Annotated in this window: 24 protein-coding genes; 7 read left to right on the top strand and 17 right to left on the bottom strand. The window is 72.6% G+C overall.

Annotation, left to right across the window (positions count from 1 at the left end):
• Positions 1 to 5: 5 nt before the first annotated feature.
• Positions 6 to 1,046: a dipeptidase gene (locus ACFY1H_RS10200; protein ID WP_386945890.1), complete on the top strand. Its 1,041-nt coding sequence runs from the start codon at positions 6 to 8 to the stop codon at positions 1,044 to 1,046.
• Positions 1,047 to 1,074: 28 nt separating this feature from the next.
• On the opposite strand, the gene ACFY1H_RS10205 is transcribed toward ACFY1H_RS10200, so the two are convergent.
• Both ACFY1H_RS10205 and ACFY1H_RS10210 read right to left on the bottom strand, forming a co-directional pair.
• Positions 1,075 to 1,992: an SDR family NAD(P)-dependent oxidoreductase gene (locus ACFY1H_RS10205; RefSeq protein ID WP_386945892.1), complete on the bottom strand. Its 918-nt coding sequence runs from the start codon at positions 1,990 to 1,992 to the stop codon at positions 1,075 to 1,077.
• A gap of 43 nt (positions 1,993 to 2,035) precedes the next feature.
• Positions 2,036 to 2,866: an SDR family oxidoreductase gene (locus tag ACFY1H_RS10210; RefSeq protein ID WP_386945894.1), complete on the bottom strand. Its 831-nt coding sequence runs from the start codon at positions 2,864 to 2,866 to the stop codon at positions 2,036 to 2,038.
• Positions 2,867 to 2,996: 130 nt separating this feature from the next.
• On the opposite strand from ACFY1H_RS10210, the gene ACFY1H_RS10215 reads away from it, so the two are divergent.
• From ACFY1H_RS10215 to ACFY1H_RS10230, 4 genes are read left to right on the top strand one after another with little or no spacing between them, the layout of a single operon-like run.
• Complete coding sequence (locus ACFY1H_RS10215) at positions 2,997 to 3,575, top strand: TetR family transcriptional regulator (RefSeq protein ID WP_366587069.1); 579 nt, start codon at positions 2,997 to 2,999, stop codon at positions 3,573 to 3,575.
• 31 nt (positions 3,576 to 3,606) lie between these two features.
• Positions 3,607 to 4,425, top strand: a complete 819-nt coding sequence (locus ACFY1H_RS10220; RefSeq protein WP_364048028.1) for an enoyl-CoA hydratase/isomerase family protein — start codon at positions 3,607 to 3,609, stop codon at positions 4,423 to 4,425.
• Positions 4,418 to 5,569, top strand: a complete 1,152-nt coding sequence (locus ACFY1H_RS10225) for a CoA transferase (RefSeq protein ID WP_386945897.1) — start codon at positions 4,418 to 4,420, stop codon at positions 5,567 to 5,569. The genes ACFY1H_RS10220 and ACFY1H_RS10225 overlap by 8 nt, the downstream gene beginning before the upstream one ends.
• The gene (locus ACFY1H_RS10230) at positions 5,566 to 7,152 is read left to right on the top strand and encodes a phytoene desaturase family protein (RefSeq protein WP_386945899.1); all 1,587 of its coding nucleotides are present in this window, start codon (positions 5,566 to 5,568) and stop codon (positions 7,150 to 7,152) included. The genes ACFY1H_RS10225 and ACFY1H_RS10230 overlap by 4 nt, the downstream gene beginning before the upstream one ends.
• Before the next feature lie 4 nt (positions 7,153 to 7,156).
• On the opposite strand, the gene ACFY1H_RS10235 is transcribed toward ACFY1H_RS10230, so the two are convergent.
• The 10 genes from ACFY1H_RS10235 to ACFY1H_RS10280 form a co-directional block, all read right to left on the bottom strand.
• A complete protein-coding gene (locus ACFY1H_RS10235; protein ID WP_386945901.1) occupies positions 7,157 to 7,603 on the bottom strand; it encodes a hypothetical protein in 447 nt (148 codons plus the stop codon).
• Positions 7,604 to 7,717: 114 nt separating this feature from the next.
• Positions 7,718 to 9,469 carry an ATP-dependent acyl-CoA ligase gene (locus ACFY1H_RS10240; RefSeq protein ID WP_386945903.1) on the bottom strand — a complete coding sequence of 584 codons (1,752 nt, stop codon included), beginning with the start codon at positions 9,467 to 9,469 and terminating at the stop codon, positions 7,718 to 7,720.
• Positions 9,466 to 10,590, bottom strand: coding sequence for a thiolase family protein (locus ACFY1H_RS10245; RefSeq protein ID WP_386945904.1), 1,125 nt, complete (start codon positions 10,588 to 10,590; stop codon positions 9,466 to 9,468). Before ACFY1H_RS10245 ends, ACFY1H_RS10240 begins: the two co-directional genes overlap by 4 nt.
• Positions 10,587 to 11,921, bottom strand: coding sequence for an MFS transporter (locus tag ACFY1H_RS10250; protein WP_386945906.1), 1,335 nt, complete (start codon positions 11,919 to 11,921; stop codon positions 10,587 to 10,589). Before ACFY1H_RS10250 ends, ACFY1H_RS10245 begins: the two co-directional genes overlap by 4 nt.
• 92 nt (positions 11,922 to 12,013) lie before the next feature.
• Positions 12,014 to 12,790 carry an IclR family transcriptional regulator gene (locus ACFY1H_RS10255; protein ID WP_386945907.1) on the bottom strand — a complete coding sequence of 259 codons (777 nt, stop codon included), beginning with the start codon at positions 12,788 to 12,790 and terminating at the stop codon, positions 12,014 to 12,016.
• Between the two features lie 80 nt (positions 12,791 to 12,870).
• On the bottom strand, positions 12,871 to 14,493 hold the full coding sequence (locus ACFY1H_RS10260) for a phytoene desaturase family protein (protein ID WP_386945909.1): 1,623 nt from the start codon (positions 14,491 to 14,493) through the stop codon (positions 12,871 to 12,873).
• 14 nt (positions 14,494 to 14,507) lie between these two features.
• On the bottom strand, positions 14,508 to 14,807 hold the full coding sequence (locus ACFY1H_RS10265) for a hypothetical protein (RefSeq protein WP_386945910.1): 300 nt from the start codon (positions 14,805 to 14,807) through the stop codon (positions 14,508 to 14,510).
• Positions 14,804 to 15,310, bottom strand: a complete 507-nt coding sequence (locus ACFY1H_RS10270; protein ID WP_386945911.1) for a flavin reductase family protein — start codon at positions 15,308 to 15,310, stop codon at positions 14,804 to 14,806. Before ACFY1H_RS10270 ends, ACFY1H_RS10265 begins: the two co-directional genes overlap by 4 nt.
• A 34-nt stretch (positions 15,311 to 15,344) precedes the next feature.
• Positions 15,345 to 15,593: a hypothetical protein gene (locus tag ACFY1H_RS10275; protein WP_386945913.1), complete on the bottom strand. Its 249-nt coding sequence runs from the start codon at positions 15,591 to 15,593 to the stop codon at positions 15,345 to 15,347.
• Positions 15,594 to 15,622: 29 nt separating this feature from the next.
• Complete coding sequence (locus tag ACFY1H_RS10280) at positions 15,623 to 15,997, bottom strand: hypothetical protein (protein WP_366587101.1); 375 nt, start codon at positions 15,995 to 15,997, stop codon at positions 15,623 to 15,625.
• Between the two features lie 188 nt (positions 15,998 to 16,185).
• On the opposite strand from ACFY1H_RS10280, the gene ACFY1H_RS10285 reads away from it, so the two are divergent.
• Both ACFY1H_RS10285 and ACFY1H_RS10290 read left to right on the top strand, forming a co-directional pair.
• Entirely contained in the window at positions 16,186 to 17,289 is a 1,104-nt protein-coding gene (locus tag ACFY1H_RS10285) for an LLM class flavin-dependent oxidoreductase (RefSeq protein ID WP_386945915.1), read from the top strand.
• A gap of 24 nt (positions 17,290 to 17,313) precedes the next feature.
• A complete protein-coding gene (locus ACFY1H_RS10290; protein ID WP_386945917.1) occupies positions 17,314 to 18,294 on the top strand; it encodes an AraC family transcriptional regulator in 981 nt (326 codons plus the stop codon).
• Between the two features lie 11 nt (positions 18,295 to 18,305).
• On the opposite strand, the gene ACFY1H_RS10295 is transcribed toward ACFY1H_RS10290, so the two are convergent.
• The 5 genes from ACFY1H_RS10295 to ACFY1H_RS10315 all read right to left on the bottom strand — a co-directional run bounded on the left by ACFY1H_RS10295 (position 18,306) and on the right by ACFY1H_RS10315 (position 22,549).
• Entirely contained in the window at positions 18,306 to 19,280 is a 975-nt protein-coding gene (locus tag ACFY1H_RS10295; protein WP_386945919.1) for an LLM class flavin-dependent oxidoreductase, read from the bottom strand.
• A gap of 81 nt (positions 19,281 to 19,361) precedes the next feature.
• Positions 19,362 to 19,682: a putative quinol monooxygenase gene (locus tag ACFY1H_RS10300; protein ID WP_366587111.1), complete on the bottom strand. Its 321-nt coding sequence runs from the start codon at positions 19,680 to 19,682 to the stop codon at positions 19,362 to 19,364.
• A 67-nt stretch (positions 19,683 to 19,749) separates the two neighbouring features.
• Positions 19,750 to 20,775: an NAD(P)-dependent alcohol dehydrogenase gene (locus tag ACFY1H_RS10305; protein ID WP_366587114.1), complete on the bottom strand. Its 1,026-nt coding sequence runs from the start codon at positions 20,773 to 20,775 to the stop codon at positions 19,750 to 19,752.
• The gene (locus tag ACFY1H_RS10310; RefSeq protein ID WP_366587116.1) at positions 20,772 to 21,524 is read right to left on the bottom strand and encodes an iron-sulfur cluster assembly protein; all 753 of its coding nucleotides are present in this window, start codon (positions 21,522 to 21,524) and stop codon (positions 20,772 to 20,774) included. The genes ACFY1H_RS10305 and ACFY1H_RS10310 overlap by 4 nt, the downstream gene beginning before the upstream one ends.
• Entirely contained in the window at positions 21,524 to 22,549 is a 1,026-nt protein-coding gene (locus tag ACFY1H_RS10315; protein WP_366587118.1) for an amidohydrolase family protein, read from the bottom strand. The genes ACFY1H_RS10310 and ACFY1H_RS10315 overlap by 1 nt, the downstream gene beginning before the upstream one ends.
• Positions 22,550 to 22,674 lie beyond the last annotated feature (125 nt).

Here is a 22,674-nt window from a genome sequence, read left to right on the forward strand (position 1 = left end):
CTGTCATGACCGAAGCAGCCGCCCTGCACCACGACGCCGTCGTCGCGGACGCGCACAACGACCTGCTGATGCTCTGCTCGCGCCACCCCGCCGGGCGGCAGGCCGAGTACTTCCGTCGCGTCTGGCTGCCGCAGCTGCGCGCCGGCGGCGTCGACCTCCAGGTGCTGCCGGTGTTCCTCGAACCCGAGTTCCGCCCCGAAGGCGCGCTGCGCCAGACGCTGCGGATGATCGAGACCGCGTGGCGCGCCGAAGCCGGCAACCGCGACGCCGTGCGGATGTGCCTCACCGGCGACGACATCCGCGAAACCCTCGCCGGCGGCCGGATCGCGCTGGTCCTGGCACTGGAAGGCTGCGAAGCCGTCGGCCTCGACGTCGGCCTGTTCGAGACGTTGCACCGGCTCGGCGTGCGGATGGTGTCGTTCACGCACTTCGGGCGCACGATGCTCGCCGACGGCTCGGCGGAGGACGACACAGGCGGCCGCCTCACGGGCGCGGGCGTGGACGCCGTGGCGGTGTGCGAGGAGCTGGGCATCATGCTCGACGTCTCCCACCTCGGCGCCACGTCCACCGACCACCTGCTGGAGCTCGCCACCCGGCCGCTCGTCGCGTCGCACTCCTCGGCCTTCGCGGTGCGCGCCCACCACCGCAACCTCACCGACGCCCGCCTGCGCGCGATCGCCGGCGCCGGTGGCGTCGTCGGGATCAACGTGCTGGCCCAGTTCGTCGACGAGCGCGAGCACACCGTCGCCCGCGTCGCCGACCACATCGAGCACGCCGCGGACGTCGTCGGCGTCGCCCACGTCGGCCTCGGCCCCGACTTCATCAAGGAGGTCTCCGACAGCCTCCGCCGCGCCGACGAGCGCTCCTGGGACGACCGCACGGCCCGCGAGTTCGTGCCCGGGCTCGAAGGCCCCGCCGGACTCCCCCGCATCACCGCCGAGCTGCAGCGCCGCGGCTGGGCCGAGCCCGACGTGCGCCAGGTGCTCGGGCTCAGCTTCCACGACCTGTTCCTGAAGGAGCTCGGCGTCCGGGGAGCCGCTCGCTAGCCCGCACAGTCCACTGTGGTCAGTTCGGTCAGCCGAGCATTCGCACCGTTTCGTCCCACAAGCGCGCCGCCAGGGCCGGGTCGATCGCGTACGGCGCGACGCCGCTGGCGCCCGGCACCGGGTTCGGCTGCACCGGCGCGACGGCGTTGTCCTCGAAGTACCGGCCGGTGATCCCGGCGACGAGCGGCGAACCCGCGAGCAGCACCGACGTCGACGCACCCTGCTCGGGGGTCTTCCAGCCCGGCGGGACGGCGAGGACGTGGCCCTGGTCGTCGGTGGCGCCGACGAAGCCGAGCTGGGCTTCGTCGAGGTGGCGCTGCAGGTTGGTCATGATTCCGCCCGGGTGCAGCGCGTTGACGGTGATGCCGTCGGCTGCCCAGCGTTCGGCGAGCGCGACGGTGAACAGGATCATCGCCGTCTTCGAGCGGGCGTAAGCGGTCCACGCTTCGTAGGGCGTGCGCTCGAAGTGCGGGTCGGCGAAGTCCACCGGGGACATGAGGTGGGCCGAGGACGCGACGTTGACCACGCGGGCACCGCCGGCCCGGGCGAGAGCGTCGTGCAGGCCGAGGGTCAGCGCGGCCGGGCCGAGGTGGTTCACGGTGAACTGGCGCTCCCACCCGTTGGCGGTGCGGGTGAGCTCGGGCAGCGCCATGACCCCGGCGTTGTTGACGAGGATGTGCAGCGGCCCGTCCCACGCGGCGGTGAACGCGGCGATGCTCGCGCGGTCGGCCAGGTCGAGCCGTACGGCGGGCAGGTCTTCGACAGCCTGGGGGTCGCGGACGGCGACGGTCACGTCGGCACCGGCCGCCGCCAGGGCTCGCGCCGTGACGAGCCCGATGCCGGACGCGCCCCCGGTGACTACGGCGCGGCGGCCGGTGAGGTCGACGCCGTCGAGCACCTCGGCGGCCGTGGACGAAGCGGTGAACGGCAGTGCGGTGTCAGTCATTTTCGGCTCTCTTCGCTCTTCCCGGCACCCTCGTGCCGGGCTCTCAACGGGGGAAATCGGTGCTGCGGGCCACTTTCTCGCCCGCTTCCAGCTCGGCGAGGCGCGTGGTCAGCGCGGCGCGGATCGCTTCGAAGGCGTCGCTGCCGAGGGCGAGGCGACGCGGGGCCGGGGTGACGTCGGCGGAGTCGATCACGGCCTTCGCGACCCGGGCCGGGTCGCCCGGGGCGTCGCCGGTGAGGTTGCCGGCGCCTTCGAGGTACCGGCGGATCTGCCCGACGGGCGTGCTCGCGTAGCCGTCGAGCGGTTCGGCGACGGTCATCGCCGCGCCGAAGCCGGTGCGGACGGTGCCGGGCTCCACCATCGTGATGCCGACGCCGAACGGCGCCACCTCGCCGATCACGGACTCCAGGAAGCCCTCCACCCCCCACTTCGACGCGTGGTACAGGCTGCCGCCGGGACTGGAGAGGTGGGCGCCCATCGTGGACGTCTGGACGAACCGCCCGCCACCCTGCGCGCGCAGATGCGGCAGCACGGCGCGGAACAGCTGGATCGGTGCGAGGGTGTTGAGCGCGAGCTGCCGCTCGATCACCTCGTCCGACAGCTCCTCGGCCGCGCCGAACGCCGCGGCGCCGGCGTTGGAGAAGACCACGTCGATGCGCCCGAGCTCCGCGAACGCCTGCTCGACCACGGCCCGCAGCCGCACCGTGTCGGTCACGTCCAGCCGCGCGGTCCACAGCAGATCCGCGGGCCCCAGGCCGGCCAGCGTCTCCGGCCGGCGCGCCGTGGCGGCCACGCGGTGTCCCCGTGCCAGCAGCTGCTCGGTGACCGCCCGGCCGATGCCGCTCGACGCGCCCGTGACGAACCAGGTGACCATGGCGTACCCCTCGATAGTTCCAACTGGTTGGTTTAATCTGCGTTCAAGACTAAACCAACTGGATGGTTTAAAACCTAGCCACGGTCGCGGCCGATTGTCAACCAGCCAGTTGGTTTATTACGCTGGCCCCATGACGTACGACTCGGACGCCACCCGCGCCCGCCTGCTGGAGGCGGCCCACGACGAGTTCGTCAAGCGCGGCCTCGCCGGTGCCCGGGTCGACCGCATCGCAGCCGCCGCCTCGGCCAACAAGCAGGCCATCTACGCGTACTACGGCTCCAAGAACGCCCTCTTCGACGCCGTTCTCGACGCCCGGCTGGGCGTGCTCGCCGACCTGGTCCCCTTCACGCCCGACGACCTGCCCGGCTACGTCGGCGCCTTGTTCGACTACCTCGTCGCCGAGCCGGCGGTGATGCGGCTCATGCAGTGGAAGGCGCTGGAGCGCCCCGACGCGTCGGCCGCGGAGGTGCGTGCCCACGTCGACAAGGCCGCGGAGATCTCCGCCGAGCACGGCGTCGACGAGGAGGAGGGTATCGACGTCCTCATGCTCACCCTCGCGCTCGCGCAGTCCTGGAACCTCACCCCGCCGGAGATCCGCTCCCCCGGCGGCCATGCGTCGGCCGCCCGGCTCAAGCGCCACCGGAAGGCGGTGTTGCGCGCGACCGCGGCCGTCGTGGCCGAGCTCCTGGGCGCCGACGGTGCAGACTGAGCCCTGATCACCCACGAGCGGAGGGAGCGGCATGAGCCGGTACGCGCGTTTCGAGCACCTGAGGGTCGACGGGCCGGACGAGGACGGCGTGGTCGAGCTGGTGCTGGACGGGCCGAACCTCAACGCCGTGAGCGAAGCCGCACACGGCGACCTGGCCGAGATCTGGCGCGAGTTCGACCGCGATCCCGCGGTGAACGCGGTGCTGCTGCGCGGCGAGGGCAAGGGGTTCTCGGCCGGCGGCTCGTTCGACCTGGTCGAGAAACTGACCACCGACTTCGAGGCCCGCTCGCGCACGATGCGGGAGGCGCGGGACCTCGTCTACAACATCATCGACTGCTCGAAGCCGATCGTCTCGGCGATCCACGGCCCGGCCGTCGGCGCGGGCCTGGTGGCCGGCGTGCTCGCGGACGTGTCGGTGGTCGCCAAGACCGCGAAGATCGTCGACGGGCACACGCGGCTCGGCGTCGCGGCCGGCGACCACGCGGCGATCTGCTGGCCGCTGCTGTGCGGGATGGCGAAAGCCAAGTACTACCTGATGACCTGCCGGCCGATGACCGGCGAGGAGGCCGAGCGGATCGGCCTCGTTTCGCTGTGCGTGGACGAAGAGGCGGAGCTGCTGCCGACCGCGCGCGACCTGGCCCGGGAGCTGGCCCTCGGCGCGCCGAACGCGATCCGGTGGACGAAGCAGAGCCTCAACGCGTGGTACCGGCAGATCGCGGGCGCGATCTTCGACTCCTCGCTGGCGCTGGAGTTCTACGGGTTCGCCGGGCCGGAGGTGCGCGAAGGCCTGGCGTCGCACCGGGAACGCCGCAAGCCCGACTTCACCGGCCGGGGCGGTGCGGATGCCTGAGGCGCTGCTCGACGGACTGCGGGTGGTCGAGATCTCCAGCTACGTCGCCACTCCCCTGTGCGGCATGACCCTGGCCCAGCTGGGCGCCGACGTCGTGCGCGTCGAGCCGCCGGGCGGCGCGCCCGACCGCACGCGCTGGCCGCTGGCCGGCTCGGGCACGAGCCTGTACTGGACCGGGCTCAACAAGGGAAAACGCGCGATCACGGTGGACTTCGCGTCCGAAGTGGACCGGCAGCGGCTGGCCGAGCTGATCGTCCACGGTGGACCGTGCGTGGTCGTCACCAACACCGACCGGCATCCCGAGCTCACGCACACCGCGCTGTCCGCCCGGCGTCCCGACGTGATCCACGCGCTGCTGGAAGGCCGCTCCGACGGCGGCGCCGCCGTGGACTACACCGTCCAGGCGGCCACGGGGTTCCCGCTCGTCACCGGCCCGGCCGACGTGCCCGGGCCGGTGAACCACGTCCTGCCCGCGTGGGACCTCGCCGCCGGCCTGTACCTCGCGACGGGCCTGATCGCCGCCGAGCGCCGCCGCCTGCGGACCGGCCGGGGCGCGTCGTTGCGCGTCGCGCTGGAGGACGTCGCCCTCGCCACCGCGGGCAACCTCGGCTACCTCGCCGAAGCCCAGGTCACCGACCACGAGCGCACCAAGTCCGGCAACGACATCCACGGCACCTACGGCCGTGACTTCACCACGGCCGACGGGGTGGCGGTCGTGGTCGTCGTCCTGACCGAACGCCACTGGTCGAAGCTGCTGGCCGCCACGGGCCTCACCGCCGCCTTTGCCGCGCTGAGCGAGTCCCTCGCGATCGACTTCTCCGGCGAAGCGGCCCGCTTCGAACACCGCGACCTGATCTCGGCGCTGCTCGCCCGCTGGTTCGCCACCACGCCGTACGCCGACGCCGCCAAGGCCCTCGACGCCCACCGCGTCCTGTGGCAGCGCTACCGCACCTTCGCCGAGATCGGCCGCGACCCGGCGCTGGCGGACGACGATCTCTTCGCGCCCCTCGACCAGCCTGGCGTCGGCCCGCACCTGGCACCGAAGTCCCCCCTCGTCGTCGACGGCACGCGTGCCGACCCGAGCCCCGCGCCGTCGGTCGGGGAGCACACCGCGGAGGTCTTCGGAACGGAGCCGGACCGTTGAGCACCTACGACGCGATCGTCATCGGCGGTGGGCACAACGGACTCGTCGCGGCGCTGTACCTCGCGAAGGCCGGGTGGTCCGTGGCCGTCGTGGAGCGCAACGGCAGCGTGGGCGGGGCGATCGCTAGCGGGGAGGTGACGCTGCCGGGGTTCGAGCACGACCTGTACTCGACGAACCAGAACCTGTTCCTCGGTTCCGCCGCGTACGCCGACTTCGGCGCCGACCTCACGCGGCTCGGCCTGAAGTTCCGGGTCACGCGCCGGCCCTACGCCAACGTCTTCCCCGGCGGGCGGAGCCTGCGCGTCCACCACGACCACGCGACGACGCTCGAACGCCTCGCCGCGCATTCGCCGGCGGACGCCGACGGGTTCGCGCGCCTGTACGCGGTGTACCAGCGGTTCGCGCCGCACCTGTTCGCGCTCTACGGCTCGGCGCTGCCGTCGAAAGCCGCCGTCCTGGAGATCGCGCGGCTGGTCCGCAAGCAAGGGGTCAGCGGTGCGCTCGACCTGGCCCGGACACTGCTGATGAGCACCCGCGAACTCGGCGAAACCTGGTTCGCGACCCGCGAAGCCCAGGCGATGGCCGCGTGCTGGGGCCTGCACCTCGACTTCGCGCCGGACGTGAGCGGGGGCGCGATGTTCCCGCTGCTGGAGCTGTTCGCCGACCTCGACAACGGCATGTCCGTCGTCGAAGGCGGAGCGCGGCGGCTCCCGGAAGCGCTCGCCGCGCTGCTGGTCGAGCACGGCGGCGAAGTCCACACAGGACTCGAAGTCGACGGGGTGCTGCGCGAGAACGGCCGGGCCGTCGGCGTGCGGACGGCGGACGGCACGCGGTTGCGGGCACGGCGCGCGGTCGTGGCCAACGTGGGGCCACGGGCGTTGTACGGGAAGCTGCTCGACGACGTCCCCGAAGACCTCCGGCACAAGGCGGGGAACTTCACCTACGGCCCCGCCACGCTCATGCTCCACCTCGCCCTCGACGGCCCTCTCCCCTGGGCCGCCGGCGAAGACCTCGCCGAGTTCGGTTACGTCCACGCCGCGCCCTACGTCGACGACCTCGCCCGGACCTACACCGAGGCCCAGGCCGGCCTCCTGCCTGCCGACCCGCTGCTGGTCGTCGGCCAGACCACGGCCGTCGACCCGACGCGGGCGCCGGCCGGAAAGCACGTCGCGTGGCTGCAGGTCCGCACCGTGCCGTCGATGATCCGCGGCGACGCGGCCGGCACGATCAGCGTGACGACCTGGCCCGAAGCGGCCGAGCCGATGGCCGAACGCGTGCTCGCGAAGCTCGAGCGGTACGCACCGGGCGCGTCGGCCCGGATCGCGAGGTACGCCGTGCACACGCCCCAGGACCTGGAAGCCGCCAACCCGAACCTCGTCGGCGGCGACAGCGCCGGCGGCAGCCACCACCTGCCGCAGAACTTCCTGTTCCGCCCGCTCGGCTGGGGCCACCACGGCTACCGCACCGCCGTCGACGGCCTCTACCTCACGGGCGCGGCGACCTGGCCGGGCGCCGGCACCAACGCGACGTCCGGCCGGCTCGCCGCCCAGCGCGTGATCCGGGACGCGAAGCGCCGCCGCTGACGGTTCACGCGCGGTCCTTGTTCACCACGCGCAGCACCAGCCACTGGTCGAACCAGGCCCCCACGGTCGTCACCACGAGCATGACCAGGCCGAGGATCAGGTGGGTGTAGCTGTGCAGCGGCGCGACGCTGTCGGTCAGCCGCGTCAGGGCGAGCTGCACCAGCAGCCGCGCCACGAACAGCGTCGCCACCAAGCCCATCGCCTGCTTGCGGCGCCACACCGCGCGCAGCAGCTGCCGGCGCCGCGCCAGCATCGTGGACCACAGCACCAGGTGGACCGCCACCACGACGAGCGGCAGCAGCGCCACCCACGGGTACCGGTCCTGGAACTGCACGGTGAGGTCCCCGCTCGCCGCGAGCAGACCCACGAGCGCGAAGTACCACGCCGGCAGCCCGGTGATCCGGCCCTGCGGCAGCTGCTGTGCCTCGGGGATGAAGTCCGTCTTCAGCATCGGGTTCTCCTTCGTGTGCCGATGCGTCGAGACTCCCGCAATCGGGCCCGGCGAAGATCGACCGCGCGAACGAACCTCGGCGGCCACCTCATACCTCCGGAGGAGACGCGCGGTTCATCGCCGGAGCCGGTAACCCGCCGCCTCGCGGTCCCACGTGCCGTCGGTGACTCCGCGGGTGCGCAGGGCGGATTTGCGCACCTTGCCGTTCTCGGTCAGGGGCAGCGAGTCCACGAGGTCGACGTACCGCGGGATCGCGAAGTACGACAGCCGTGGTTCGCACCACTGGACGAGCTGCAGCGGCGTCACCTCCGCGCGGGTGACGACCGCGGCCATCACCTCGTCCTCGGCCAGCTCCGACGGCACGGCGAACACCGCGACGGCCGCGACGGCGGGGTGTTCGCCCAGGACCTGCTCGACCTCCAGCGACGAGATGTTCTCGCCCCGGCGGCGGACGCTGTCCTTCACGCGGTCGACGAACCGCAGCCAGCCGGTGCCGTCGCGCACCACGCGGTCGCCCGTGTGGAACCAGAGGTCGTGCCAGGACGCGGCGGTCGCGGCGGGGTTGCCGAAGTAGCCGGTGGCGAAGGCGTACGGCAGGCGTGAGCGGCACAGCAGCTCCCCCGCCTCGCCGTCGGGGACGTCGAGCCCGGCGGCGTCGACCACGCGCGCCTCGTAGTCCGGCAGCACCACGCCCATCCAGCCCGGCCGCTGGGCCGACACGTGGGCGCCGACCATCATGTTGGTCTCGGTCGACGCGTAGCCCTCGATCAGCCGCACGCCGAAACGCGCGTGGAACCGCTCGTGGGACACGGGCGGGGTCGCCGGTGCCAGGGCGATCCGCACCCGGTGCCGGCTGTCCACTTCGGACTCGGGGGCGGCCAGGAGCATCTGCACCATGGCGCCGAGGACGTAGGTCACCGTCGCCCCGCACGCGGCCGCCTCGGCCCAGTAGCGCGACACGGAGAACTTCGCGCCGAACACGATCCGCGCCCCGGTCAGCAGGGCCTGGAAGAACGCGGTGAGCGCGTTGATGTGGAACAGCGGCAGGCACGTGTAGAGCACGTCGTCCGCGCCGAGCTCCAGGCATTCGCCGACCCCGACGCCGAACCAGAAGAACTGGGCGTGCGGGCAGCACACGCCCTTGGGCAGGCCCGTGGTGCCGGAGGTGTACAGAATGGCCAGCGTGTCGCCGGGCGCGGCGTCGACCGGCGGCACGGCGTCGGCGAGCGCGGGGTGGTCCGGGCCGTCGAGCACCCAGACCTGCGCCAGCGTCTCGGGTACGTCGAGATGCTCCAGCGCGGTGACGAGGTGCGGCTCGGCGACGAGCACGCGCGCGCCGGAGTCGGCCAGCGTGTGCCGCAGGCCCGCGCCTCGCAGGGCGGTGTTCAGCGGTACGGCGATCGCCCCGAGCCACGCGCAGCCGAGCACGATTTCCAGCAGCTCCAACCGGTTCCCGCACAGCAGCGCGACCCGGTCCCCGGCCACGACCCCGCGGCGCTGGAGCATCCCCGCCGCCCGCGCGGCGCGGTCCGCGGTGTCCCGGTAGGTCCACGTGACCTCGCCGCAGACGACCAGCGGCCGGTCCCCGTACAGCTCGGCCTGCCGGGTCAGCAGCTTCGGCACGGTGCACGCGCCGGGCCACAGCGCCCGCAGCGACTCCGAGCGGTCCGGCAGCCGGTGGGCCGCCGGCACCCACGCCGTGCCGGGGCCTTGTGGTGCCGCCGTCACGCGGACCTCGGCACCCGGTTCCTCTTCGCCCTCGAGCCGGCCGACGACCACGGCCCCGGCGCTGGTGCGCAACGTCGCCACCCGGACGCCGTTCGCCTCGGTCACCTGCTCGACCCGTGCGGTCGGCGTTTCCGTCATCGTTTCCCCTCCAGGATCGTGGCGTTGGCGCAGGCGCCGTAGCGGTGCAGGACCATCCCGTAGCCGGTCACGAGCGCGTGCCGGGCTGGCACCTGCCGCTCGCCCGCACGGCCGAGCAGCTGCCGCACGGCCTCGACGAGCCCGTGCAGCCCGGCGGCGGCTCCCGCCTGTCCGGCCGAGAGCTGGCCGCCCGACGGGTTCAGCGGCCAGTGGTCGACGGCGAGCCGCTCGTGCAGCAGCCGGCCCGGATCGGGTGCGAGCCCGAGGTCCTGCAGCTGCGCCAGGGCCATCACCGGGTAGTCGTCGTAGACGCAGGCGAGGCCGACGTCGGCCGGCCCGAGCCCCGCGACCGCCCACAGCCGGTCGGCGATCAGGTGGTGGCCGGTGTGCAGCCCGTCGCCCTGCTGTCCGTCGTGGTTGTGGCTCGCCCCGAACGCGCGCACCTCGGCCCGGGCGCCCCGTCCGGCGGCGGTGACGACCACGGCGTCGGCGCCCGTAACCACCGGCACGCAGTCGTAGCGGCGCAGCGGCGGAGCGACGACGGGCGCCGCCAGGTACTCGTCGAGCCCGAGCGGCGCGCGGTAGACGGCGCCGGGGTTGCGGCCGGCCCACGACCGCTGCGAGATCGGCACCTGCGCGTAGTCCTTCTCCGTCAGGCCCGTGGCCCGCATGTGCCGCTGGGTGAGCATGGCGAACAGCGCGTTCGGCCCCGAAAGGCCCAGGGGCGTCAGGGTTTCCGCGGTGGCGCGGTTGTAGTTCGCGACCAGTGCGCGGAACGCCGCGCGGTCGAGGTGGTCGCCCGCGACCAGGACCACCGTCCGGGCATCCCCTGCCTCGACCGCCCGCACCGCGTGCTGCAGGAGGTTGAGCCCGCTCGCGCCGCCGTGCGGGTCTTCCATGAGCCAGCGCAGCCGCAGCCCGAGCCGCCACGCCAGGTCGATCGCGTGGTCGGGCGCGAGGGTGAAGCTGGCGACGCCGAGCCCGTCGACATCGTCCGGCTGCAGAGCGGCTTCGCGCAGGACCCCGTGGAACGCGGCGGTGAGCACCTGCTCGGTGGTCGTCCCCGGACCCGCGTGGCGGGTGTAGGGGTGTTCGTACGCGGCGACGACGGCGGCGGTCATCGGGCGAGCTCACTCGACCGCGCGGGCTCGGGTTGCCCGATGGCGTCCAGGTCGCGGGCCCGCGTTTCCGGCGCCCACGCGAGCGCGGCGACCGTCAGCAGCCCCAGCAACCCGAGGTAGGCGGCGACCGGCCACCACGAACCGCTCCACGCGAGGAGCACCGTCGCGATGAGCGGCGACAGGCCGCCGGCGAGGACCGACGCGAGCTCGTGGCCGAGCGCGACCCCGCTGTAGCGCACGCCGCTCCCGAACAGCTCGCTGAAGAAGCTCGCCTGCGCGCCGATCATCGCGCCGTGGCACGCGGCGTTGGCCACCACGATGGCCAGCCACACCAGCCAGGTCTCCCGGGTGTGCAGCAGCGCGAAGAACGGGGCGGCCCACACGATCATCGCGATCGCGCCGCCGAGGTACACCGGACGGCGGCCCACCCGGTCGGTCAGGGCTCCCCACAACGGCATCGCGATCGCTTCGAGCAGTTCGCCGAGGATCACCCCGACCAGCGTCACCCACTGCGGAATGCCGATCTGGCCCGCGTAGGTGAGCACGAAGACCAGGAAGATGTAGCTGCCGCCGTTCTCCGCGAGGCGGGCGCCGAAGGACACCACGACGGCGCGCGGGTGCTTGCGGATCGCGGCGAGCACGGGGAACCGCTCGGTCTCGTGGCGCCGCTGAACCCGGGCGAACGACTGCGTCTCCAGCACGTTCATCCGGATCACCAGCCCGACGACCATGAGCACGACCCCGACGAGGAACGGGATCCGCCAGCCCCACGACTGGAACGCCTCCGCGCTCGTGGTCCCGCTCAGCAGCGCGAACACCGCGGCGCTGAGCACGAACCCGATGCTGACGCCGCTCTGGCCCAGCGCGCTCTGCATGCCGCGCCGTTTCGGATCGGCGTTCTCGCTGATCAGCAGCACACCGCCACCCCACTCGCCGCCGACCGCGATGCCCTGGACGATCCGCAGCACGGTCAGCAGGATCGGGGCCCACAGGCCGATCTGCTGGTACGTCGGCAGCACGCCGACCAGCGCCGTCGTGAGGCCCATCAACGTCAATGTCGTCACGAGCATCGCGCGCCGGCCGATGCGGTCGCCGAAGTGGCCGAAGACGATGCCGCCGATGGGCCGCGCGGCGAAGCCGAGCGCGTAGGTGCCGAACGCGGCGATCGTGCCGGCGATCGGGTCCACCGCCGGGAAGAAGAGCTTGTTGAACACGATCGCGGCGGCGGTGCCGTAGAGGAAGAAGTCGTACCACTCCAGGGCATTGCCGACCAGGCCCGCCAGCACGACGCGGCGCATCGACTGCCGCCGTGGGTGAAGAGAGTCCGCCATTGGTCCTCCTCGGGTGCCGGGACGGCCCGCGTCCCGATGGGGAGCGGCCATGGTGCTCCGGCGCCACGGCAGGCAGAAGGGCAACGGTCCAGTCAGCGGAACGCTTGTGCCTGGGCGCCGCGGAGCCGGCGGGTCAGGGCGGTGCAGGCGAGCCGCAGCGCCGCGGAGAACCGGCCGATGTCCAGCCGGTCGCCCGGGGCCACGATGCTCAGCGCCGCGACCACCGTCGCGTCGGACCAGACCGGGGCCGCGATGGCGCCGTAGCCCGGAGCCGGCTCGATGTGCGACACGGCGTAGCCGCGGCGGCGGATCTCGGCGAGCTCGGCCCGCAACCGGGGCTCGTCGAGCGGCGGCTGCGTTTCGGGACCGGTCGTGGCACAGAGTTCGTCGACGCGCTCGGGCGGCCCGAACGCGAGAATCGCCTTGCCCGAAGCCGCCGAGTGCGGGGGAACGCGGCCGTCGAGCTGCGTGACGACGCGGCCTCGGCCCCGGCTGCCGACGTACTTCTCGGTGAACAGCATCCCGCCCCGGCCGGGCACGACCAGCAGCACGGTCTCCTGCGTGACGTGCGCCAGATCGTCGAGGAACGGCGCGGCGACCACACGCAGCGAACGGTGTGCGGGCGCGCGCTGGCCGAGTTCGTAGAGCCATGTCCCGAGGCGGTAGCGGTGCCCGTCGCGTTCCAGCAGCTCGCATTCGACGAGCTCCTGCACGAGCCGGTGCACCGTCGCCTTCGGCAGGCCGCTGCGGCGGGCGAGCTCGCTGATCCCGAGCGCGGACGAGCTCGCGTCGAACGACCGCAGGATCGCCCGCGCGCGGCGCAGCACCGCCTTCGCGGGCGCGGTCCCGGAGGGTTCACTGCCCGCCATGCCGCCTCCCCGCCTGCCGCCGTGATCGCTGATGCCAGGTCGGTTTCCCGGCCGTCGCACCCGTCGTCACGGGCCACTGTTCAGGAGCGCGAGCCCCTGAGCCACGACGTCAGCGTGGCCTTCGCCGTCTCCGCGCGCGACGGGTTCGTGAGGCTCTGGGCGACGAGGTGGCCGGAGCCGCCGCCGAGGCCGGCGCCCGGGTGCGTCGACGCGCCGATGTGCCACAGGCCCGGCACCGGAGTGCGGTGGTGGGCGGCGCTGGGCAGCGGGCGCCAGAGGAAGCTCTGGTCGACTTCGGCGGCGCCGCCGTACGGATCGCCGGCGACGGCGTTGACGTTCGCCGCTTCGAGATCGGGCGGGGTGATCACATCCACGGCCAGCACTTTCTCCCGCAGCCCGGGCGCGTGCCGCGCGATCCGGTCCAGCACGCGGTCGGCGTAGGCGGTGGCGAGCCGGGGCGTCCAGCCGCCGGTGACGTCGAGCTCGCCCGCCGCGTCGCCGACCGGGGCGAACGGCGTTTCCTGCAGCTGCAGCCACAACGCGCCCGCGCCCGCGGGCACGCGCGACGGGTCGAGCAGGTACTGCTGGCCGACCACGATCGTCGGGCGGTCCGGCAGCAGGCCGGCTTCCGCCTGGGCGCAGGCGATGCCGGTGCTGGCGGAGCCGTCGGAGACGTGGACGAGCGGGATCTCGCGCAGCCGCTCGTCACGCCAGTCCAGCGGCGCGGAGAGAGCGACGTGGATCTGCAGCTCCGCGCGGCCGAAACGGAACTGCCGGGCCTCGTCGGTGACCTGCTCGGGCACGGATCCGGCGGGCAGCAGCTCGCCGTACAGCGCCGTCGGCGTCACCGACGCGACGACCGCCCGTGTGGCCCGCAGCGTCTCGCCGCCGGCCACGACTCCGACCGCGCGTCCGCCCTCGACGAGGATGCGCTCGACCGGCGCACCTGTGCGGATCTCCACGCCCCGGGCTTCGAGCAGCGAGCGGAACGCCTCGACGAACCGCCCGGCCCCGCCCTCGACCACGGGCAGGCCGAACCCGTGCATGGTGGCGGCCAGCACGGGCACGAGGAAACCGCCCGAAGCCTGGTCGGGCGCGAGACCCGCGTGCAGGAGCCACGGGATCCACAGGTGGTCGACCTCGGAGCCGGTGAACTCCCGCGCGCACCACGAACGGCCGCTGCTCACGAAGTCACGCAGCCAGCGTTCGGTGCCCGCGCGGCCGAGGCCACGGGCGAGCCCGCCGGCGTGCTTGAACAGCAGAGGCGAGCGCAGCTCCGAGCCCATCAGCCCGCCGACCGGGCCGGCGTGGTCCAGGAAGTCCTGCAACGCCTTCAGGTACCGCACGCGGTCCTCGGCGTGCGCGAACCCGGCCGCGGTCTGTTCGGGATCGCGGTGCGCGACCACGGCGTGACCGTCGTCGCCGATGCTCGCGACGAGCGGGCCGTCGGCGTTGCGGTAGACCAGCCCGTGCCGGTGCAGCTCCTCCCCCAGCGCCGCGTAGGCCCCGCCCGAGACGAACAGCGGGTGCCAGGAGGAGAACGTGTCGTGCACGTAGCCCGGCAGCGTGCGTTCCTCGCTCGCGATGAACCCGCCGAGCCGGTCGTTGCGCTCCACGAGCGTCACCGACCAGCCGGCGCCGGCCAGCTCGGCCGCCGCGACCAGGCCGTTGACGCCACTGCCGATCACGATCGCGTCCGGCATCCGCTTCCCCTTCGTCACGCCAGGTGGGCCCGCACCGACTCCTGCCGCGGATCGGTCCAGCCCTTGCTCGCAGCGTAGGCGATCATCTTGCCGAACGCCTGCGTCCACTGTGGATCGTCATCCGGCCCTGCACCCCGCAGCCACGCCACCGACAGCCACGCGTGCCCGTCGGCCGCGGTGCCGGCTGCGGCCCCGCGCAACGCCGCGTCGACGCCGGCTTCGGTGACCCCCTCGGCTCGCTCGACCGACAGCGAGGTCAGCTCCCCGGCTTCGACCACCGTCGGCCGGAGCTCCGCACTGATGACGACCTTCACGCCTTCTCCTCCCGTGCGACCTGCTTTGGCAGGTGCGTTCCGAACGCCCGGTTGTGGTCGGTCAGCGGCTCGTCCGGCCGCGGCACCGCCGACGTGACCTGCGCGAACGCGACGACGTGGTCGCCACCGCGCACGAGCTCGGCCACGGTGCGGGCCGGCCGGCCCGCGCCGGGCAGCCCGCCTTCCAGGGGCCACCCGACGCCGGCGAACTCGTCGTCGCCCTTGCCCGCGAAGGCCAGGGCGAGGCCGGCGTGCTCGCGCGTGAGCACGTTGATCCCGAGCCGGCCCGGACGCCGCACGCGGGCCGGCAGCCGCGAACCGGTGTCCAGTGCGACGCTGACCAGCGGCGGATCGGCCGACAGCGCCGCGAACGCGCTGACCGTCGTGCCGTGCGGCACCCCGTCGTGCAGCGTCGCCACGATGGACACCGGTGCGCACATGCCCGCCATAGCCTCGCGGAACAGCCTGCCATCGACGCCGGGCGCTCCCGTGGTCACGCTCATGACACTCCTCTCCGAGCGGCGTCCCGAGTCTGCCTCACCCGCCCGTGGTGAGCGCGACGATCGTGGTGAACGCCTCTCGCCGAAGCGCGCGATGGATTCGTCTTTCCCGCCCGGCGTCCGGTTCGGTCAGGCAGATCGCCGCGAGGGCGAGCCGTTCGTCGGCCGGGGTGGGTTCGAGGGCCACCGAGCAGCACCACAGTCCGTTGTGGACTTCGCCCCGCTGGAAGTGCAGCCCGTGCTTCACCCCGGTCTTGATCACGCTCTTGAGCTCGGCCGGGTCCACCGGCGGCTGTCCCGCGAGGCGGGCCGCGGCTAGGCTTTCGCGCGCAGTCCGTCCACGAGTTCGTCGGCGGCGCGGTGATCTTCCTCGGTGGCCGCGAAAGTCGACGTCGCCTTGGTGTACGAGCGGGTCAGCTGGAGGATCTCGATCGTGTAGTCGTCGAGGATTTCGCGGTGGCCCAGCGCTTCCACGGCCCGGTGCTCGGGGTCGTCGTACCAGGCGCGCATGTGCTCTTCGGTCTCGAAGTACGCGATGGCCAGCTCCCGCCCGTCCGGCACGGCGAGCTTGTGCAGGGCGACGAATCCCGGCATCGCGCAAGCCCGCTCGAACATGCGTGCTCCGATCGTGGCGTACTCGTCGTTCTGCCACTCCGGCTTGACCTTGCCCCAGAAAAGCGCGACGTACATTCCGTACCTCCTGCGAACGGGTCCACGGTGACCGCCCGCGAGCGTATAGCACCTGTGCCGACCGTCACAACTACGCTATGGCGAGGCCGCGCGATCCGGCCATCGCCCTCGCGTTCCGGATGGCCGCGGGCCGGCGGCGGGATGAGACTTCCGCACACCACATCGGCACCACACCCCGAGGAGGGGACATGGTCAAACCCGTCGCCGACGGCAAAGGGTTCAAGCTGGGGCTGTTCTCGGCCAACTGCTCGTCCGGGCTGGCCGTGACCAAGATCCCCAAGCGCTGGTCGGGCAGCTGGGAGGACAACCTGCGCCTGGCCGGGCTGGCCGACGAGGTCGGGATCGACTTCCTGCTGCCCATCGCGCGCTGGATCGGCTACGGCGGCGAGACCAACTTCCACGAGGGTGTGCTCGACCCGACCACGCTCGCGGCGGCGCTGCTCGCCCGCACCAAGCGGATCACGGTGTTCACCACCGTGCACACCGCGTTCAACCACCCCGTGGTCGTCGCCAAGCAGCTCGCCACCGCCGACCTCGTCGGGTCCGGCCGCGCGGGGATCAACATCGTCGCCGGCTGGAACGAGCCCGAGTACCGCGCGCTGGGCGCGGACCTGCCGGCCGAGCACGACGCCCGCTACGCGCTGGCGCAGGAGTGGTGGGATGTCGTCCGCCGGATCTGGACCGAGAACGGCCGGTTCGACCACGAAGGCCGGTTCTTCAGGCTCGAGGGCGTCGAGGGGATGCCGAAGCCGCACGACGGGCCGCTGCCGGTGCTCAACGCCGGCTCGTCGAAGCAGGGCCGCGGCTTCGCGGCGCGCAACGCGGACGTCGCGTTCACCATCGTCGGCGGGCCGGAGGACGGCGCCGGGATCGTGCGATCCGTCCGCGCCGAGGCCGAACGCGAGCACGGGCGCCAGGTCGGCGTGTTCACCCTCGGTCACGTCGTCTGCCGCCCGACGCGCGCCGAAGCCGAGGAGTACCTGCGCTACTACGCCGACGAGCAGGCCGACTGGGCCGCCGTCGACAACCTCATGCGGCTGCAGGGCCTGCACGCGCAGTCGTTCACGCCGGAGATGCTGGAGACCTTCCGCGCGCGGTTCGCCGCCGGTCACGGCAGCTGCCCGCTGATCGGCACGCCCGACGAGGTCGCCGACGGGATCGCCGCGTTCGACGAAGCCGGGTTCGCCGGGATGACGCTGTCTTTCGTGGACTACGCGGGCGAGCTCGGCTACTTTGCCCAGGAAGTGCTGCCGCGCCTCGAGGCCCGCGGAATCCGGGCCCCTGCCGGCTGACGGGACGCGAGAGGGGAGCCGCCGGTGACCGGGTTCCCGCCGAGCTCCGGAGACGGCACGCTGCTCGCGCCGTCCCTGCGTTCCACCCGGCTCACCGACCTGCGCGATCGCGTGCAGGACGTGACGGTCGTGCACGAGATCGAGCCGCGCCGCGGCCGCCCGGACGGCACCGTCGCCGTGGCGGGGCTCGGCGCGCTGAACCTGGTCGTGGTCCGCTACGGCGCCCAGGTCACCGTGGACGCCTTCCCCACCCGCAACCGGTTCGCGCTCACCGTGCCGCTGGGCCCGATGTGGGTCTCCGCGCCCGAGGTCGCCGGCGAAGTGCTCACGTCCGGCTTCGCCCTCGCCGGCGACGCGGACACGGTCATGCGTCCCGACCCGCACGCCGGCGCCCTGGTGCTGTCCACGCGGATGTCCCGGGTCGAGGAGCACCTCGGCACCCTGCTGGGCCGCCCGCCGGGCACCGCGCTGCGGTTCCTGCCGCCGAACGCCCCGGCGGCGGGACCGGCCGCGCTGCTCGACTCCGCGTGGCGCGCCGCCTGCCTCGCCCTCGCCGACGCCCGCGCGCCGCTCGGGCCGGCCGTGCTGCGGGCGCTGGAGGACCAGCTGCTCACCGCGGTCCTGCTCGGCCTGCCGCACACGTCGTCGGCCGAGCTGCTCGACGGTCCCGCCGACGAGCCGGCCGACGTGGTCGAGCGGGCCCGCGCGTGGCTGGAGGAGCACCACGCCGAACCGGTGACCGTCGCCGACCTCGCCCGCGCGAGCGGCCTCGGGCCGCGCCAGCTGCAGGCGCACTTCCGCCGCCGGCTCGGCACCACACCGACCGCTGTGCTGCGCGACATCCGGCTCGGCCGGGCGCACCGGGCACTGCTCGGCGCCGACCGGACGGTGGCCGAGATCGCGCACTCCTGCGGGTTCACGCACCTGAGCCGGTTCGCGCAGGAGTACCGCGCGCGCTACGGCGAGCTGCCCTCCGAGACGGCCCACCGGCGACGGCCGGTCTGACCACAGTGGACTCAGTCGCGGTGCGCCGGCCGCAGGCGGTCCACGACGTCGGCGACGAGCTCGTACGAGCGCCGCCGGTCCGCGTGGTCGTACCCGGGCGTGGTGATCATCAGCTCGTGCGGGCCCGTCCGGTCGACCAGGCCCTGCAGCCGCTCCCGCACGGTCGACGGTGAGCCCACCACGAGGTGGCCGCACCGCGCCTCGAGCTCCGCGCGGTCGGCGTCGGTGTACGGGTGCGCGGCGGCCGTTTCCGGGTCCGGCAACAGGATCCGGCGGCCGTGGTGCCGGCTGAGGATCTTCAGCCGCTCGGGTCCCGCGAGCCACTGCGCGCGCTCGTCGGTGTCCGCGGCGATCACGGCCACGCTCAGCAGCGTCGGGCGCACGGTGATCTCGCGGTACGCGAGCAGTGCTTCGAACGCGTCGCGGGCGTTGAGGTGGTGGGCGAACGCGTAGGGCAGCCCGAGCCCGCCGGCCACCCGCGCCCCGGCCACGCTCGACCCGAGCACCCAGACCTCCGGCGTGTTGCCGATCGCGGGGACCGCGCGAACGGATCCCTCGCCGGCGAAGTAGCCCAGCAGCTCTTTCACTTGCTCCGCAAAGCTTTTCGCCGCACGCTCGCGGTCACTGCGTACCGCGTCGGCGGCCGCGCGGGGACCGCCGAGCGCCCGTCCGAGCCCGAGGTCGATGCGGCCCGGGTGAAATGCCGCCGGCGTCCCGAACTGCTCGGCCACCACGATCGGCGCGTGGTTCGGCAGCAGCACCCCGCCGGCGCCCACGCGGATCCGGCTCGTCGCGGCCGCGAGCCGGCCCACGACCACCGCCGGCGCCGAACCGGCGACGCCGCGCATGCCGTGGTGCTCCGGCACCCAGTAGCGGTGGTACCCGAGCCCGTCGGCGAGCACCGCGAGGTCCACGGTGCGGCGCAGGGCCTCGGCCGCCGTGGACCCCGCCACGATCGGGGAGGTGTCGAGCACCGAGACGCGCACCCGTCCTGCCTACGACGGCCGCGCACGAAAACGGCGGCGCACCCGATCAGGGGTGCACCGCCGTCGCCGTGTGCGGGTGCCTCAGTCGACCTTCATCTCGCCCAGCTCCGACCAGGTGTCCTGGTCGAGGGTGGTGTTGATGATGTCCGGGGTCTTCTGCAGGTACTGCGGGAAGTCGGCCTGCGCCTTCTTGAAGTGGTCCGCGTTGACGTGCGCCGCGGCCGCGTCGTCGGCGAAGGCCTCCACGAGGACGTACTCGTTCGGGTTGTCGAGGCTGCGCGACCAGTCGAACCACTTGTTGCCCGGTTCGGCTCGCGTGGCCTCGGTGAACTCCCGCGAGAGCTCCGGCCACCGGTCGGCGTACTCCGGCTTGATCTGCCACTTCACGGTGATGAAGATCATCTGTTCCTCCTTCGTGCCCTCAGCAGCCTAGCGCCGCCGCGGGCGCGTCCGCTGTGGACGGCCGCGCTCACGGGACCAGGATCGCCCGCCCGCGGATGCGGCCGCCGTCGAGGTCGTCGAGGGCCTGCTGGAAGTTGTCGAGCGAGTACTTCGTGGTGTGCAGCTTCACCTTGTCCTGCGCGGCCAGCACCATCAGCTCGCACAGGTCGGTGTAGGAGCCGACGAGGTTCCCGATGAAGTTGATCTCGGTGGAGATCACGTCGATCGTCGGGATGTTGATGTTCTCGCCGTAGCCCACCACGTGGTAGTCGCCCGCGCGGCGCAGCATCGCCACGCCGTCGCGCGTCGCGCCGCCTTCGCCGACGAAGTCGACCACGACCTCCGCGCCGTGGCCGCCGGTCAGCTCCTGCACGGCCGCCACGTGGTTGCCGTCGGCGACCACGCCGTGGTCCGCGCCGATCGACTCGGCCAGCTTCACCGCGTCGGCGTTGCGGTCGACCACGATCAGCTCGGCCGCGGTCATCGCCTTGAGCACCTGGATGCCGATGTGCCCGAGCCCGCCCGCGCCGATCACCACGCACTTGTCGCCCGGGTGAAGACGACGCGACGCCTTCGCCGCCGCGTGGTACGCGGTCAGGCCGGCGTCGGCCAGCGCCGCGACGTCCGCGGGCTCCAGCGAGTCGTCGAGCTTGACCACGCTGCGCGCCGACGTCTTGAGCACCTGCGCGTAGCCGCCGGCGGTGTCGATGCCGGGGAACTGGCTGTTCTCGCAGTGCACGTCGTCGCCGCGCCGGCACGCCGGGCACAGCCCGCACGTGATCAGCGGGTGCACGATCACCTTGTCGCCCTCGGCCACGTTCGTGACGGCGGAGCCCACGGCCTGCACCCAGCCCGCGTTCTCGTGCCCGATCGTGTAAGGCAGCGTGACACCGGACTTCTCCGCCCACTGCCCCTCGAGAATGTGGAGGTCGGTGCGGCAGACGCCCGCCCCGCCGATGCGCACGAGCACGTCGTGCGGCCCGGTCACCTCGGGTTCGGGAACGTCGGTCATGCGCAGCTTCTCGTCGTACCCGACGACCTGGACAGCCTTCACGAAGCTCGTGCCTCCTCACCGGCGACAGCCGAAACGGACGGGTCGTGCGGCCGGGCCGTCTGGTCGGTCTCCGACCCGGGGTAACGCGTGCGGAGCAGGCCGCGGCAGAAGTGCGCGTTGCCGTCGATCGAGATCCGGATCGACCGGGCGAACCGCAGCCGCAGCGGCACTTCCTCGCGCGGGTAGGGCTCGCCGTGCTCGTCGACGAGCACCGGTTCACCCGGTTCGACGCTCAGGCCGAGCGCCGCCCGCCGCCGCAGCAGCGCGTCGGTCGTGCGGCCCGCGGGCAGGCCGCCGAGCGTGACGTCGTGCAGGTCCTCTTCCTTCAGGTCCTTGTCCGCGCGCAGCAGGCCCGTCAGCGCCCGCTCCATGGCGGCCGTGTGCGCCTTGCGGCGGAAGGTGAGCCGCAGCTCGTCGAGGTCCTTCTCGGCCTCGGAGCCGAACGTGCCGAGGTACCCGGCGTCGGCGGCGAGACCGCGGTTGATCAGGTCGGAGTCGTGGTGGTCGTCGAGCTGCACCACCACGCGCCGCTCGCCCGGCAGGGCGGTCAGCACGTCCTTCGCGTCCGAAGCCATGAGGTACGCGAAATTGGGCGAGCAGAACGAGGTCGGCAGCCGCAGGTGCACGGTGAGCTCGTCCCCGGTCGCGGCCACGGACCGCACGAACCCCAGATCGGTGATGGGTTCGTCCAGCTCCGGGTCGTAGACCGAGTCGAGCGCACTGCGCGCCAGCTCTTCGAGATCGGGCATCAGGCAACCGCCGCCGCTTCGGCCTTCGCGTCCGCCGGCGGGTTCTTCACCTGCAGCTCCTCGGGCACCGGGATGTCGTACATGGCCGCGGCGTTGAGGCCCAGGATCTTCTTCTTGATGTCCGTGGTCAGCGGCGCGTACTCCGTCATGTCCTCGGGGATCTGGAAGTCCACGAACTTCTCGACGAGCCACTTCGGCGTCCAGATCGCGTAGTCGCTGGAGAACTGGATGCGGTTCTCGTCGAGCCAGTAGAGCAGCTCGCCGACGATCTGCGCGAAGTAGCGCGGTCGCGTGTGGATGAACGGCATCGCGACGGCCAGGCCGGCGTGCACGTTGGGCTCCTGCGTGGCGATCCAGCAGAAGTCCTCCAGCCGGGGCAGGCCGCAGTGCTCGATCACGAAGTTGAGGTCGGTGAAGTCGGTGGCGACCTTGTCCACGTCGGCGACGTCGAACGCGTCGCGGTCCAGGGGCCGGATGGTCGGGCCCTTGTGGATGTGGATGTTCTTGATCCCCAGCTCCTGCGCGGCCTCCAGGTAGCGGTAGCTCCACTTGTCGTCGAGCTTCCAGCCGCGCGAGTCGCCGAACCACTCGGCCGTGTACAGCTTGGCGCCCTTGAGGTTGAAGCGCTTGGCGTCCTCCCGCAGCTGCTTGAGGCCGTCCTCGCCGTAGCGCGGGTCCCAGCAGTGGTTGTAGGTGAGCTTGTCGGGGTGCTTCTGCGCCAGCGCGAACGCCTCGTCGGTCTGCCCGAAGTTGTTGTTGTAGAAGGCGGGCAGGGCCGCGGGCTGGAAGATGGCGTGATCCACGTACCCATCGGTGAACAGGTCCTTCATCAGCTTCTCGCCGCCGTAGTAGAGGTAGTCCTCGTACGGCCACACCTCGGACTCGGGGCTGAGGTTGCGGTGGTAGTCGTAGAAGCAGTCGATGAACTGTTTGCCGTGGATGTTGCGCTGGTTCTCCGGCCGCGCGTCCCAGAGCGCGACGTGCGCGTCGAGGATGAAGTACTTCTCGCCGTCCTTGCTGTACATGGGCTTTCCTCCGCATTCGTGACCACATCGGCACGTCAAGACCGGAACTTAGGGCGATCATTGCCGGTCGGGGTGGGCCTTGCTGTCTCGATTTGAGACACGAGAGTGCGGCGGCGCTACCCTGG

It is taken from the genome of Amycolatopsis sp. NPDC001319 (assembly GCF_042896185.1).
In the GTDB taxonomy this organism is placed as follows: Bacteria; Actinomycetota; Actinomycetes; order Mycobacteriales; family Pseudonocardiaceae; genus Amycolatopsis.

Coding starts and splice junctions, on each gene's coding strand:
- ACFY1H_RS10200 (WP_386945890.1), top strand. CDS start 6: ATGACCGAAGCAGCCGCCCTGCACCACGACGCCGTCGTCGCGGACGCG.
- ACFY1H_RS10205 (WP_386945892.1), bottom strand. CDS start 1,992: ATGACTGACACCGCACTGCCGTTCACCGCTTCGTCCACGGCCGCCGAG.
- ACFY1H_RS10210 (WP_386945894.1), bottom strand. CDS start 2,866: ATGGTCACCTGGTTCGTCACGGGCGCGTCGAGCGGCATCGGCCGGGCG.
- ACFY1H_RS10215 (WP_366587069.1), top strand. CDS start 2,997: ATGACGTACGACTCGGACGCCACCCGCGCCCGCCTGCTGGAGGCGGCC.
- ACFY1H_RS10220 (WP_364048028.1), top strand. CDS start 3,607: ATGAGCCGGTACGCGCGTTTCGAGCACCTGAGGGTCGACGGGCCGGAC.
- ACFY1H_RS10225 (WP_386945897.1), top strand. CDS start 4,418: ATGCCTGAGGCGCTGCTCGACGGACTGCGGGTGGTCGAGATCTCCAGC.
- ACFY1H_RS10235 (WP_386945901.1), bottom strand. CDS start 7,603: ATGCTGAAGACGGACTTCATCCCCGAGGCACAGCAGCTGCCGCAGGGC.
- ACFY1H_RS10240 (WP_386945903.1), bottom strand. CDS start 9,469: ATGACGGAAACGCCGACCGCACGGGTCGAGCAGGTGACCGAGGCGAAC.
- ACFY1H_RS10245 (WP_386945904.1), bottom strand. CDS start 10,590: ATGACCGCCGCCGTCGTCGCCGCGTACGAACACCCCTACACCCGCCAC.
- ACFY1H_RS10250 (WP_386945906.1), bottom strand. CDS start 11,921: ATGGCGGACTCTCTTCACCCACGGCGGCAGTCGATGCGCCGCGTCGTG.
- ACFY1H_RS10255 (WP_386945907.1), bottom strand. CDS start 12,790: ATGGCGGGCAGTGAACCCTCCGGGACCGCGCCCGCGAAGGCGGTGCTG.
- ACFY1H_RS10260 (WP_386945909.1), bottom strand. CDS start 14,493: ATGCCGGACGCGATCGTGATCGGCAGTGGCGTCAACGGCCTGGTCGCG.
- ACFY1H_RS10270 (WP_386945911.1), bottom strand. CDS start 15,310: ATGAGCGTGACCACGGGAGCGCCCGGCGTCGATGGCAGGCTGTTCCGC.
- ACFY1H_RS10280 (WP_366587101.1), bottom strand. CDS start 15,997: ATGTACGTCGCGCTTTTCTGGGGCAAGGTCAAGCCGGAGTGGCAGAAC.
- ACFY1H_RS10285 (WP_386945915.1), top strand. CDS start 16,186: ATGGTCAAACCCGTCGCCGACGGCAAAGGGTTCAAGCTGGGGCTGTTC.
- ACFY1H_RS10300 (WP_366587111.1), bottom strand. CDS start 19,682: ATGATCTTCATCACCGTGAAGTGGCAGATCAAGCCGGAGTACGCCGAC.
- ACFY1H_RS10310 (WP_366587116.1), bottom strand. CDS start 21,524: ATGCCCGATCTCGAAGAGCTGGCGCGCAGTGCGCTCGACTCGGTCTAC.
- ACFY1H_RS10315 (WP_366587118.1), bottom strand. CDS start 22,549: ATGTACAGCAAGGACGGCGAGAAGTACTTCATCCTCGACGCGCACGTC.